9 protein-coding genes are annotated in these 12,976 nt (G+C 62.3%); 5 read left to right on the top strand and 4 right to left on the bottom strand.

Annotated features, from left to right (window positions below; translation table 11 throughout):
* Positions 1 to 27: 27 nt before the first annotated feature.
* Positions 28 to 2,700: a serine/threonine-protein kinase gene (locus tag AAF358_08700; GenBank protein MEM7705616.1), complete on the bottom strand. Its 2,673-nt coding sequence runs from the start codon at positions 2,698 to 2,700 to the stop codon at positions 28 to 30.
* Positions 2,697 to 3,263: an ECF-type sigma factor gene (locus AAF358_08705; protein ID MEM7705617.1), complete on the bottom strand. Its 567-nt coding sequence runs from the start codon at positions 3,261 to 3,263 to the stop codon at positions 2,697 to 2,699. Before AAF358_08705 ends, AAF358_08700 begins: the two co-directional genes overlap by 4 nt.
* A 191-nt stretch (positions 3,264 to 3,454) precedes the next feature.
* Between AAF358_08705 and AAF358_08710 the strand changes: the two genes are divergently transcribed.
* The gene (locus tag AAF358_08710; protein ID MEM7705618.1) at positions 3,455 to 5,296 is read left to right on the top strand and encodes a right-handed parallel beta-helix repeat-containing protein; all 1,842 of its coding nucleotides are present in this window, start codon (positions 3,455 to 3,457) and stop codon (positions 5,294 to 5,296) included.
* Positions 5,297 to 5,337: 41 nt separating this feature from the next.
* On the opposite strand, the gene AAF358_08715 is transcribed toward AAF358_08710, so the two are convergent.
* Positions 5,338 to 6,576, bottom strand: coding sequence for an HDOD domain-containing protein (locus AAF358_08715; GenBank protein MEM7705619.1), 1,239 nt, complete (start codon positions 6,574 to 6,576; stop codon positions 5,338 to 5,340).
* A gap of 158 nt (positions 6,577 to 6,734) precedes the next feature.
* Between AAF358_08715 and AAF358_08720 the strand changes: the two genes are divergently transcribed.
* The gene (locus tag AAF358_08720) at positions 6,735 to 9,026 is read left to right on the top strand and encodes an integrin alpha (protein ID MEM7705620.1); all 2,292 of its coding nucleotides are present in this window, start codon (positions 6,735 to 6,737) and stop codon (positions 9,024 to 9,026) included.
* Between the two features lie 52 nt (positions 9,027 to 9,078).
* Complete coding sequence (locus AAF358_08725) at positions 9,079 to 10,029, top strand: hypothetical protein (GenBank protein ID MEM7705621.1); 951 nt, start codon at positions 9,079 to 9,081, stop codon at positions 10,027 to 10,029.
* 39 nt (positions 10,030 to 10,068) lie between these two features.
* Here the strand turns inward: AAF358_08725 and AAF358_08730 are convergent, their stop codons facing one another.
* A complete protein-coding gene (locus tag AAF358_08730) occupies positions 10,069 to 11,235 on the bottom strand; it encodes a PQQ-dependent sugar dehydrogenase (GenBank protein ID MEM7705622.1) in 1,167 nt (388 codons plus the stop codon).
* Between the two features lie 364 nt (positions 11,236 to 11,599).
* On the opposite strand from AAF358_08730, the gene AAF358_08735 reads away from it, so the two are divergent.
* Positions 11,600 to 12,082 (top strand): ATP synthase subunit I, encoded by a 483-nt coding sequence (locus AAF358_08735; protein ID MEM7705623.1) that lies wholly within the window; start codon positions 11,600 to 11,602, stop codon positions 12,080 to 12,082.
* Between the two features lie 10 nt (positions 12,083 to 12,092).
* Positions 12,093 to 12,938, top strand: a complete 846-nt coding sequence (gene atpB / locus AAF358_08740; GenBank protein MEM7705624.1) for a F0F1 ATP synthase subunit A — start codon at positions 12,093 to 12,095, stop codon at positions 12,936 to 12,938.
* The last annotated feature ends 38 nt before the right edge of the window (positions 12,939 to 12,976 follow it).

Consider the following 12,976-nt stretch of genomic DNA (forward strand, 5'->3'; position numbering starts at 1 on the left):
TGGGAGGGTGTGTGCGCCCGGTTCGAATCAGCCGTCCGAGGCGGAGAGTTGTTCTGTCCCCAGGATGGCTCGCGCGAGCTGAAGCGGGATCGGATATTTGATCTGCGACCGATCGTCGTTGAGGGCCGCCAGGCTCTGGCCGAGCTGGTCTTCGGTGTCCTGCGTTGGATCGATTGCATGCTGCGCCAGGCCCTGCAGGAGGAGTGCAATCCAGACAAATTCGTGGTCCTCGCCGTAAACGCGCTTCAGCACCGGTAGCGCCTGACCCAGCGACGATAGCGCTGCTGAGGGCTGCTGCTGGCTGAGCTGAAACTGCGCAAACAGCAGAAGCCCGCGCGCATACTGCGGGTGTTCGGTACCGGTGGCGGTCGCAAGCTGCTGAAAGCCATCGTCAAAGCTTTGTCGGGCGGCCCGCAGCTCTCCCTGATCACTGAGTAGCGTTCCATAACGCACCAGCGCGACCCCGAGTTTGGGATTTCCCGGCGAGGTCTGCGCCCGCACCAGCGGCATCGCCCGGTCAAGCGTCTGACGGGCTTTTTCCAGCTCGCCAAGGCCGTGATAGCTGTGCCCCAGATTGATGAGCGCCATCACTGTGCGGGGGTCATCGACGCCGATCGAATCTGCGCACGCCTGATGGAATTCCTCGAAGTGCGCCACCGCCTGGGGATAACGGCCGCCCTCCAGCAGCACGCGACCGTACTGGTAATCCCCCCAGAGCAGCTGTGGATGCCGCGGCGGATACTTGCTCCTCAAGATCGTCAGCATCCGGTTCATCGAGTCCTCTGACACGTCCCACTCGCCGAGGAAAAAGCTGGCCGTTGCTCGATAGCCCAGCGCATCAGCGACCCATGGATGATCGGGCCCGAAGGCTTCGGTCAATTGGGTCATCGCCTGCTCGGCCGCGTCGATCGCCTCCCAATAGCGACCCGTGTTTTCGTAGTTTTCCGCAGCGGTGGCGTAGACGCTGCCCGCCACCTGCGCAAACTTCGGCTGCTGTTCGATCTTTGGTAGGTCCGTCAGCAGCCCCCGGATCAGCGCGCTCTGCTCTTCATAACGCCCGGTGTGTGAATGCAGGCGGGCCAGGTCCATCCGAGCCTTCATGTTGTGTTCGATCATCGACGGATCGGCGCTGGCCTCGATAATCTCATTCAGCAGCGCCTCGACCGGTTCGAGCTGCAGACTGTCAACCAGCGCGTTGGCCTGGACCAGGCTCAACCGCACGGCGTCTTTGTCCCGTCCCGCCTCCCGGAAAAGATCCGCCGCTTCTGCGGCAAGCTCAACGGATTGATCGAAGCGCCCCAGCTTTCGCTGAATGTCCGCAAGCGCGGCCAGGACCGAGGCTTTCTGAAGCGGGAATGCGTCCAGGCGGTCGGGCAGATTTTCCTGGGCTTTGTCCAGCAGCTGATTGGCCGTCAGCGGCTCATTCTGATTGGACCAGGGGTCAGCGCCGTCAAACATCTCTAGCAGAAAGTCTTGCACCGCCTGGGCCTGCTCGGCATTGGCGTTGGCCTGAACCAGCGCCTGGCGAGCCCGTTGGGCCTGCCAGAGGGTGCTCGCGATTCCAATGGTGCCGATGGCGGTTGTCAGCAGCACCGCGGTGACGCCAACCTTGTGGCGTCGAACGTACTTGCTCAGACGATACAAGGTGGTATCCGGACTCGCGACGATGGGCCGGTTTTGCTGCCACAGGCGCAGGTCCTGGGCTAGCTCAGCGGCCGACGCATAGCGGCGCGACGGCTCAGGACGGGCGGCCATCGCCACGATGTTCGCCAGATCAGCATCCCGACGGCGCAGTGCCGCCAGCGCGTTAGTCGCCAGCCCACCGTCAGCGTCGAGATGCTGGCTCGGCGCCTGCCCGGTCAGCAGCTGAAACAGAACGACACCCAGCGCGTAAACGTCCGTGGCGGTGGTAATTTGGCGACCGGCCTTTTGCTCCGGGGCGGCAAAGCCCGGAGTGAATGCTCGGGTAGTGGTGGCCTCGGCGTCGTTCTCTTCCACCAGTCTGGCAATGCCGAAGTCGAGCAGCCGCACGCTGCCGCGGGAATCCACCATGATGTTGGATGGCTTGAGGTCCCGATGCACCACCAGATTCTGCTGCGCGAAAGCCACCGCGTCACACACCTGGAGAAACAGTCGCACAATGGCCGTTGGCCCCAGGCTGCGGGTGCTGACGTGCTCGTCGATGCGCTGGCCGTCGACGAACTCCATGGCGATGAAGGGTGTCCCGTCCTCCGCCAGGCCGGCATCCAGCAGCCCCGCAATGTGGGGATGCTGCAGCGCTGCAAGGATCTGCTGTTCGCGATCGAAATGGTCACGAAGCCGGCTGCTGATCAGGCCAACGTTCAGGAGTTTCACCGCCGCGATCTGATCAAAACTGTCGGTGTCGCGGCGCGCGCGATAAACGCTCGCCATTCCCCCGCGACCGATCGGGTCTTCCAGCAACCAGTCACCGATCCGTCGCCCGGTCAGTGCGCTGTTGGCGCCCGAGGTGTTAGGTACCCACTCGGAGACGGTTTGGTCCAAGGGGCTTTGGGTGGTGAGGTGCGCATCGATCAACTGCTTGAGACGCTGCGCCACCGCCGCTTCCAACGCTTGGCCGGCCAGCCAGCCTTCCGGGTTGTCCGGTTGTTCTTGCAGGTACCGACTAAAGGCCTCGTCAGCCTCCCGCCACTGGCGCCGCTGCTCCGGTGACAGGCTCATGGCGGCGCCGCCGACTGCCCGAGCTGCGCATGAAGAAACGCCCGTGCCCGGCTCCAGTCGCGTTTGACCGACCGGGCGGATCGCTCGGTGAGGTCCGCAATCTCGTCCACCGTCAGGCCGCCAAAGAATTTCAGTTCCACCAGATCGTGGAGCTGGGCGTCCAGCTCGCCCAGATCCGCCAGGGCTTCGTTCAAATCCAGCAGCGTGGCGGTGGGCCCCAGCTCACCCGAGATGTTTTCCGTCAGCGTTATTGCCGCCTGGTCGCCACCGCGGCGCTGGGCGTTGGCTTTCCGGGCGTGGTCGATGAGGATCTGACGCATGGCTTTGGAAGCGCACACGAAAAAGTGCCGCCGATCGACGAGATCCAGCCGACGTGCGCCGGAGAGCTTTAGATAGGTTTCATTGACGAGCACCGTCGGCGTAATCGTATGCCCGGCCCGAACGCCGGCAAGCCGCGCAGACGCGAGGCGCTTCAGCTCCGGGTAGATATCCTCAAACACCTGCTTCAAGGCTTCGCCGTCTCCATCGCGGGCGGCGGCCAGCAGCTGGGTGATTTCCGTCATGAGCAATCCTTGCAGCACACATTATCCAGTGTAGACCAAAACCGAGACCGCCTTAATCCGGCGGTGGGAGAGGAGCGGGCTGCCCGAATGACCTGCTTAAGGCCTACCCACAGACCCCCAAAAATTTGGGTAAACGCTGCACAGAGGCTCGCGAATACTAAAGATGAATACCGTTGTTTCGGAGGCCTCCTATGTTTTGTCGATCCTTTTTTGTGGCATTCGCCCTGTTGCTAAGTCTCGCGGCCCAAGCCGCTACCGTCGAGGTTGATCGTATCGACGACGCAGCAGCAGCCACGGGTTGTAGCGCCGCACCCATCGACTGCAGCCTGCGCGGCGCAATCATTTTTGCGGAACTCAATCCCGGTCCAGACACCATCTTGCTCCCCGCCGATACGATCACCCTGACCTCCGAAGGCAGCGGCGCAGCCACGGAGGGAGATTTCGATATCGCGTCCACCATCACTATCGAAGGCGCCGGCATGGGCCGGAGCGTCATTGCGCAGGGGCCCGCGGCCTCATTTCTCCGGGCCTTCGACGTGCACGAGGGCGGCAGCCTTACCTTGCTGGACCTGACCGTGACCGGCTTTGGCACCACCAGCTTCGCTCATGGCGGCGGCGCTATTCGGATGGACGCTGATTCAACAGCGTCGATGACCTTGCGCCGTGTTCATCTGCTGGACAACCGGGCACCCTTCGGCGGCGCCATTTTTGCCGACCCGGATGATGATCCCGCGGTCGAGCCCCAGGTGCAGATCTTCGATTCGGTGATCGAAGCCAACGTTTCCAGCGTCACTACGACCAGCGCCTGTACCGGTGGCGGGCTGTTTCTGCGGGCGCGCACAGTTATCGAATCCACCGACATCATCGATAACAGCGCGTTGCGCGGTGGGGGGATCTGTGTACAGGATACCGACCTTGAGCTGCGGACGGTCACCCTGTCGGGCAACACCTTTAACGTCAGTCAGTCCGGCGGCGCCCTTTACACCGTGGCCGCCGACGTTGTGATCAGCGGCTCACGGATCATCAATAACGGCGCGATCACTGGTGTCGGCGGCGCCGTTAGGGCTTCCGGGGGGATGCTTTCGGTCTCGAACAGCCGGATCAGTGACAACGAATCGCGCGGCGCCGCTCTGTTTCTAGAGGACAGCGTGAACGCGGATTTCTCGGACTGCCGGATCGCGGATAACGCGACCTTCCCGCTGGCTGCGTTCGACGCACAGCTCAACTTTGATCGCACAAGCGTCACGGCGAGCGTCGGGCCCGGCTTCGAACTTTTCGATACCTTCGTTACCGGCGAGGGGCTCACCATGAGCGGCTTCTCTCGCCGCATCGGTGGCGCCATCTTCGGCGACAACAGCGCGCTGAGTCTTGAGGGGTGTGTGTTCCGGAACAATCGGGCCGTGAACGTCGACGGTGAGTTTTCCGGAGCCGGCGGGGCGATCTATCTGGAGGGCGGCGCACTCGATTTTCGAGCGTGCACGCTGGCCGACAATCAGGCGGATGCTGTCGGCGGCGCCATTGTGATGTCCGGCGGGCTCGTGCTGGCGCTGGAGAATTCGACCTTCAGCAATAACGTTGCGGTGGGCCCGAGCGCTATCCAGGCGGCCAACCTGATGACCTTGCTTGACCTGGACCACGTCACCATCACCTCAACCCATTCGGGCGCCAGCGTCCAGGCACTGAACGCGGATTCCCGTTTCAGCAACAGTGCCATCGATGGCGCCTGCGAGCTGTTTTTCGGCGGAGGTTTGCCCATCTCGCTCGGCGGCAACGTGGTCACCGACGCGACCTGCCAGGTGGATCCGCTGACCGATACGCTAGCGCTGGACCTTGAGCTGCAGTCGTTGGGTGACTTCGGCGGGCCAACGCCGGTGATTCTGCCGGCTGCCACCAGCCCGGTGCTCGGTGCGGTGTCGGACTGTGTGCTAACGGTCGATCAGCGTGGAGAACCGCGCGCGAGCCCGTGCGACGCCGGTGCGGTGGAGGTCCAGCCGACCGATGATGCGGTGTTTGCCGATGGCTTTGAGCTATAGCCAGCAACAACGTTGTGTTTGCCAGCTTTGGCCGGGGGTTGTCAGGCCGATTTGGCGGCGGCTTCGGGGCTCGCGTTGGCGCTGGAAACCAGGCCGGAGACGATATCGTCAGCCCATACCATGCTGTTCAAATAGGCGCTACGGATAGCCTCGAAGGGTAAACCTTGCATTTGGGCTTGGCTGACGTCGGTCTGCTCGTACGCCCGGCAGCACCCCAGCGCTTCCCCACAGGGGCCTACGCCGTTCTGGAGGGCGGCACGAAAATCTTCGGTGAGCGGCAGAGACTCCAGTACTTCGTCCATCGGCACCTGCAGCATGACGTCCAGGTGAGAGAACAGGCCAATCGTAAAAAACCGCGCGCCATCCGCATCGCCGATGGCTTCCCCAAGCAGCTCACACATGCGGGCCCGCTGGAGGGCAACCCGCAGCAGCTCAGGTGGATGTGACCGGACGCCAGCCAGCGTGAGGAGCGACGCCCAGCGGCGTACCTCCACCAGGCCCATCATGACGAGTGCCTGGCGGATCGAGCCGATCTTATTCGCGCGGGCAAAAAAGCTGGAGTTGATGTAACGCAGCAAGCGGTAGGACAGGCCCACGTCCTGCTGAATCAGCTTTTCGATTTCGTCGAGCTCCGCGTCAGGCTGACTCAGCTCGTTGAGGAGCTGCAGGCCGGTCGCCAGCCCCGCTGGCACGCTTCGTCCTGCCACCATCTGGGGTCGGGAAAGGAAATAGCCCTGGTAATAGTCAAAGCCCATGGTTTGGCACATTTCGAAGTGGGCCATGGTCTCCACCTTTTCAGCCAGCAGCGCTTTGCCCAGACCTCGTAGGTGGACGACGTGCGCCTCCAGCTGCTCGGCAGACAGGTTCATCACGTCGAGCTTGACGGTTTGGGCGTAGGGCAGCAGTTGCTCGGTGGACAGGCCCAGCTCAAAGTCATCGAGCGCAATGTGGAAGCCCTCGCGAGACAGCCGCTTGACGCCGTCGATGACCGCATCGTCCACCTCAACCGTTTCGAGCACCTCCAGGATTACCTGGTCTTTGTTCAGCGGCAGGGTGTACTCGCCGGTGAGGAAGGGACGGGTCATGTTGATCAGCACCGGTCGGCCGGCGCTGACCGCCTCAAAATCCAGGTCCACCAAAGCGCTCATCATGACCCGGGCGGTGGCCCGGTCTTCCTCAAACTGATCGTCATCGTCCATGGGCCGAAACAAAAGCTCAGAGGCCACCACCAGACGGTTGGTGTCGTAGATGGGCTGACGGGCGACAAAAATATTGCTCACGGGTGGGTCTCGGCTGCCATGTGACTCGTCAGAAATAGATCGGCGGCTTAACGCCAGTCTTTAGCGTTTTTCCGTGATTGTGCGGCATCCATCCGCTCGCGCTGGCCCCGCCTGGCCCGGTTCCACGTACGCCTTTATGAGCCAGGAGGGAATTGGCCATGAAAAGACACACCAGCCTGCCGCCTTGGACGCCCGCGGTAGTCACGCTCTGCGCAGTTGCGATCCCCTTGCTGCCGATCGATCCAGCCGAAGCCCAAGGGCTGATTGACCTCACCGGAGCGAGCGGGGCGAACAGCGTCCAGCTCAGTAATACCAGCACCAGCGCCGACCGCCTGGGGCAGTCGGTCAGCGGCACCGGCGACGTCAATGGCGACGGGTTCGACGACGTGATTTTTGGCGCACCGCAGGCGGACGGTGGGCTGGGCGAGGTTTATGTCATGTTCGGGAGCGCAGCGCCTACTGCCGCGCTCGCCACGGCGGATCTCGACGGCAGCAACGGCTTTCGCATATCCAACGGGACGCTGGAGTTCAGTCTGGAGCTGGGTCTTGCTGTGACCGGTGGCGCTGACCTCACCGGCGACGGTCGCGACGATCTGGCGTTCACCACCGACAACAGCACGAACGGTCGAGTCTACGTTTTGCCGGGGCAGATCGGCGCATTCCCGGCCAGCGTGACGCTCGGGCCGTCGCTGCCGATCGGCATTCGCCAGCTGGTCACGCCCTTTACCGGCGAACGCGTCAGCGCGCTGGCGATTGTCGGCGACGTCAACGACGACACCCCGGGCGACCTGCTGATCGGTAGCCAGGACGCTAGCGGAGGCAACAGCTCAGGCCAGGGCTATGTGGCCTTCGGCCCGGTGGCCAGCTCCGTGAGCCTTGGCTCGTTGAGCGGACTGAACGGCTTTGAGATTCCCGGATTCCGGGTTGGGGACCTTCTCGGCACAACGGTTGCGGCCGCTGGCAACTTCAACAACGACAGTTTCGACGACCTGATCCTCGGTGCACCCGGGGACGCCACGACCTCCGAGGACGCGGCCTATCTGCTGTACGGGTTCAGCGACAGTACGGTGAGCTCCCGCGGCCTCAACTTCTCCTTTGGGGACGAAGGCGGCTTTGCGATGCGGGCGAACGCCGCGGATGAGGCGAACGTGGGTGTTGTCGGCACCGCCGGGGACCTTAACGGCGACGGCTTCGACGATCTTTTTGTGGGCGCGCCGGGCGCCACCACCGCGGGGGTCTACGTCGTGTTTGGCCAGGCGGCGGACTATCCGCCGGCGCTTGACCTCGCCAGCCTGGATGGCAGCAACGGCTTTCGCATTAACGATGTCGCCATCCTCGGGCAGCTGGGTGAAGCGGTCAGCGCGATCGGGGACATCAATGGTGACGGATTCGACGACCTCGCAATTGGTGACCCAAACCGGGGTCCTGGTGACCTGTCGATCCCGGGAGTGGTCTATGTCGTCTTCGGGGCAGCCACTTTCCCAGCGGAGCTCGAACTCTCCGACCTGAGCGGGAGTAACGGTTTTGTGGTCGAAGGGCCGGCGGGAAACCAGCGGCTCGGCGCCGCGCTGGCTGGTGCCGGGGACTTCAATAACGACGGGCTGGATGATCTGGTGATCGGCGCGCCGCAAGACGGCGGCGGTCGGGGGTATGTGCTGCTCGGCAATTCCGCGCCGCGCAGCCTCGAGCCCGCGCTGGCCCTGGCGCCCACGCTCGAGGATTCCACGTCGGACGAGGTCTTGCTGAGTGATCTGCTGGGCCCGGTCTATGTCGACGCAGAGCCGCTGGCCGGCGTTGCGGTGATCGACAATCCGTTTGGTCCGTTCCAGGGCAGCTGGCAATTCAACAACGGCGGCCCGTGGTTTCCGCTGTCGACCGGTCAAACCGAAAGCAGCGCAACCGTTCTCACGGCGGCCACCCGGCTGCGCTACGTGCCCGTGCCCGACTTTGCCGGCGGTCCAATCCGCCTGCAGCTCAGACTCTGGGACGGAAACTGGGGCATGGGCGGGGACAATCGCGATATTCGCGATGCGATCAACGCCCTCGGCGGCTTTGGCGACGTGGTCAGTGTCGAAATCATCGTCACGCCCGTCAACGACCGGCCGACGCTGCTGGTGTCCGACCCACCCCGCGTTCTGGCCGGCGCCGGCCCTCAGCTTCTGCCTGGCTTTGCGTCACTTAATCCGGGCGGCGGGGAGACGGCTCAGACCGGTACCTATCAGTTTGTGTCGTTGACCAATCCACAGCTTTTCCTGGACCTGCCCAGCATCGATAGCAACGGCGACCTCACCTATACCCCCAACGAGGGTAGCGGCGGCACGTCCGAGGTGCAGTTTGTCGTGCAGGATTCCGGCGGCACAACCAACGGCGGTGAGGACACCTCACAACCGGTCACCGTGACGTTCACCATTTTGGACACGTTTCTGTTCGCAGACAGCTTTGAAGACTAATAGCGGCGGCGCCGATGATCGCGCCCGCGCTCATTGGAAGGAAGGAAAGGTCATGACACTACTCAAAGCGCTAGTTTTTATGGGGTGCTTTTCGGCCGGCGTCGTGCAGGCAGCAGAGCTTCGCGACCAGCATTTCAATCCACGACCGATGAGCGACGCACCTTTGGCTGAGGGATACAACGTCGGACAATCTTTTACGGTGGGGCTGAGCGGAGACCTGGTCCAGATCGACGTTGCCATGGACTGCAAACCGGGCGGTGATGTCACCCTGGCGCTCTACTCCGAAAATCCGCCAGGAAGCGTTGATCGGTGGCGGCTGGTCCACTTAGTGACGCGAGCCTCTGGCAGCTTTCCGGAAAATGGTGGCGCCTGGCCGGACTATCAGGGCATTCGCGTGCCGGCAACGCCAGTGGTAGCCGGAGATCACATGATGTGGGTGCTTAAGCACAACGGTGACGGCTGCCGCCACGGTTTTGCGCCGGTGGGTCTCTATCCGGACGGCAAAATGGGGACCTTCGTTGGTGGTGTTCTCCTGGAGTTCGCCGACGAAGGTTACGACATGGCGTTCGCCACCTACGTGGCCGTACCGGACGACAACACGCTCTGTCGCTTCGACCTTTACGGTAGGCCGAGCGGCCGTATCCCCGCATGGGTTCCGGTTTGCGGTTGTCTGAGCGACATCGACGCCAACGCGCTGCAGTGCCGCTTCGATCTGCCTGAGCTGGTGCTGTTTCGCGAGATTCCACTCTTTGAGAACGTCGGCGAAATCGACTTCACCCTCGTGCCGCTGGTTGAGCTGGAGACGGTCAAGATCGATCAGTGGGCCGGCGACGACCTGTTCGAATCGCCCGTCGACGCGCCCACTGAACTGTCGCAGCTTGAGGCCCAGTCCTGGACCACGCCATTTAGCTCGGAGTCAGCAGGTCCAATCAACCTGAGAATCGACACCGGCGAGGCGGTCTATCAGTTCCAGATCCCGTCGAATTTCCCGGAAGAGCCGTAGGAGACTGGACGCTGTTGAATCGCTTCGATCGCGGGAATCTCAGGGCGCCTCAAAGCCGTCGCGGAACACCGGGTCGGGCAGCACCACCTGACAGCTGCTCGCGCTTTCGAACCGAAGCACGCTGGCTGCCTGGAGGAGATAAAGCTCGCCGTCCTCGTCTTCGCCGAAGCCATAGATGCTGCCTGACAAATTGTCGAATTCGCTGGCGCTCCAGTTGCCTGGGCTGTCCTCGGTACCGAAGAACACTCGCGCCGTGCAGAAGTCACCATAGACATAGGTACCCTGCAGACCTTCGATGCAGCCTCGGTAGCGGTAGCCGCCGGTGATCGAGCAGTTGCCCGCGACGTGGGGGTAAGTGAGGATCGGTTCGACAAAGCTTCCGGAACAGCCGCCCGGCCCTGGGATGTCACCCTCGCGGCAGTTCCAGCCGTAGTTGGCTCCGCCGGCGGTGCCCGCCGCCTGGAACGACACCTCTTCGCGGGATCCCGCGCCGACGTCCGCCAGAAACAGGTCACCGGTGTCGCGGTCGAAGCTGAAGCGATAGGGGTTGCGCAGACCGCTGGCCCAGATCTCGTCGGGCTCAGACGTGCCAACGTTCGGATTTCCCGGCGGAATGGTGTACGGCTCGGTGCAGGTGCCGACATCACACGGATCGATCCGCAGCACCTTGCCCTGCAGATCCTGTTCGTCCTGGGACGTCGATGAGGTGGCGCCGCCGTCGCCAAACGCAATATAGAGAAAGCCGTCCGGGCCGAAGTGCAGATCACCGCCGTTGTGGTTACCTGCGGCCTGCGCCTGCGTGAGGATCACCACCCGGCTCGACAGGTCAGCAGCATCCGGGTCGGAGGGTGACACGCTGAACCGCTCGATCACGGACTCAAGGGGATTCGGGCCAGAGCCGTCGCGCGTGTAGTTAATGTAGAAAAAGCCGTTGCTGGCGAAGTCGGGATGGAACGCCAGGCCGAGCAACCCCCCTTCAAAAAAGGTGTCTACGTCGCTGGTGATATTGAGAAACGGAGTAGCAGCGAGACCCGCACCTTCCCGATATATCTGGATGCGTCCTTCACGTTCGACAATAAACAGTCGTCCGGACCCATCACCCGCATGGCGCAGGGCCAAGGGGGTAGAAACGCTGATGTTGAGTGAGTTCAGCGTGAGATCCGCCGGCGGTGCACCCGCGTGCCCGACGGCGTGGGCTACTATCATCAGTAGGCCAGAACACGTCGCCCCAAGGCTCAAAGAAAAGCGCATAAGGTGTCTCCCGCATCACCTCGTGGAACTATAACAATCCGGGTATCCATAAACGTGAACTGGTTCAGCGATCTGCGGCGTTGGCCTCGAGAAGCGCGCGCCGTTAACGGCTCACAGATGAACTCAGCTCAACTGAATGCCATGATTCATACGCCTTGAAGCGGTTGTTTAAGCCCCTGAAAAGCCGCATTTTTTAACTGGGCTAGAAACCGGGCGCTGACGGTGGTAAGCGCAAAAACGCCATGTTATGATTGCGCGCCTTTGAGCGCGGCCGCAAGGGAGACTTGCGGATAGCGCCCGGAGCCAGAGGCTGGATAGCGTGGAAGCTGCGCCATATTTACGGGCTGCATCGAGCGCGTATCGCGCCAGCCTCAGAACACTCGCCCTGCTGATTGTACTAAGCGCCGCGGTTTACGGCTGGATACAGCCTGCCGCTGGCTGGGCGGCCCTCGCGGGCGGATTGATCGCTTGGCTGCCGCACCTGCTGATGATCAGCCGAGTGTATGGGATCACCCGCCGGGGTGTAAAACCGGTGACTTTAGCTGGCCTCATGCGTGCGGAAGGCATGAAGCTGGGACTGACAATGATCTTGTTTGCGCTGGCGTTCTACTGGATGCCAACGGACCTCATCAGCGTCACCGTCCCTTGGCTGTTCGGCGGATTCATCTTAATGCTGGCAGCCAACCTCATCGCCCTGGGCGTGACGCTGGCAAAAATGGATGCAGAAACCGTCGCAGAACTGAAGCGGCGGCAGGAACGCGGCGAGCAGGAAGCAGACCGCAACAGTCGACACCTTATATAAGAGTGTAGCGATGGCAAGCGAAGGCGAAACACAGACAGCCGGTGAATATATTGTTCACCACCTCCAAAATCTGACGTTTGGACGTCACCCTGACGGCACCTGGGGCTTTGCCCACGGCGCGGAAGAGGCGGCGAACATGGGCTTCATGGCGATCCACGTCGACACCATGTTCTGGTCGGTGTTGCTGGGCGTCATCTTTTGCTGGCTCTTCCGGAAGGTCGCCAAGAACATCGAGGCCGGCGTGCCCGGCAAGCTCCAGAACTTCGTCGAGACCATCGTCGAGTTTGTCGACAACAACGTGCGCGATGCCTACCACGGCGACAGCAAGCTGATTGCGCCGCTGGCGCTGACCATTTTCTGCTGGGTCTTCCTGATGAACCTCATGGACCTGGTGCCGGTGGACTGGATCCCCGGCCTGGTGCACCTCGCAGGTGTGGAGTACCAGAAGGTGGTGCCGACCACCGACGTCAACGCAACCATGGGCATGGCGCTCACGGTGTTTGTCCTGATCCTGGGCTACAGCCTGAAGATGAAGGGCATTGGCGGTTTTGTGGGTGAGCTGGCTGGCCAGCCATTTGCGGCCAAGAGCACGGTCGGCAAGATCCTGGCGACCCCCATCAATCTGATCCTGGAAGGTGTGGCGCTCTTGGCGAAGCCGGTCTCGCTGGGTCTTCGTCTGTTCGGCAACCTTTATGCGGGTGAGCTGATCTTTATTTTGATCGCGCTGCTGGGAATCTGGCAGCTGCCGCTGCACTTCGGCTGGGCCGTATTCCACCTGCTGGTGATTACGCTGCAGGCGTTTATTTTCATGATGCTGACGGTGGTCTACCTGTCTCAGGCCAGTGAGCATCACTAGGGAATCAAAAAACTGGGTTGGGCGATAGCGCTCCGCCT

The sequence above is a fragment of the Pseudomonadota bacterium genome (assembly GCA_039033415.1).
Classification (GTDB): domain Bacteria; phylum Pseudomonadota; class Gammaproteobacteria; order Xanthomonadales; family SZUA-38; genus JANQOZ01.

Bases quoted from the DNA above. Each gene is read 5' to 3' on its own strand.
- AAF358_08700 (MEM7705616.1), bottom strand. From the start codon at position 2,700: ATGAGCCTGTCACCGGAGCAGCGGCGCCAGTGGCGGGAGGCTGACGAG.
- AAF358_08705 (MEM7705617.1), bottom strand. From the start codon at position 3,263: ATGACGGAAATCACCCAGCTGCTGGCCGCCGCCCGCGATGGAGACGGC.
- AAF358_08710 (MEM7705618.1), top strand. From the start codon at position 3,455: ATGTTTTGTCGATCCTTTTTTGTGGCATTCGCCCTGTTGCTAAGTCTC.
- AAF358_08720 (MEM7705620.1), top strand. From the start codon at position 6,735: ATGAAAAGACACACCAGCCTGCCGCCTTGGACGCCCGCGGTAGTCACG.
- AAF358_08725 (MEM7705621.1), top strand. From the start codon at position 9,079: ATGACACTACTCAAAGCGCTAGTTTTTATGGGGTGCTTTTCGGCCGGC.
- AAF358_08730 (MEM7705622.1), bottom strand. From the start codon at position 11,235: ATGATAGTAGCCCACGCCGTCGGGCACGCGGGTGCACCGCCGGCGGAT.
- atpB (MEM7705624.1), top strand. From the start codon at position 12,093: ATGGCAAGCGAAGGCGAAACACAGACAGCCGGTGAATATATTGTTCAC.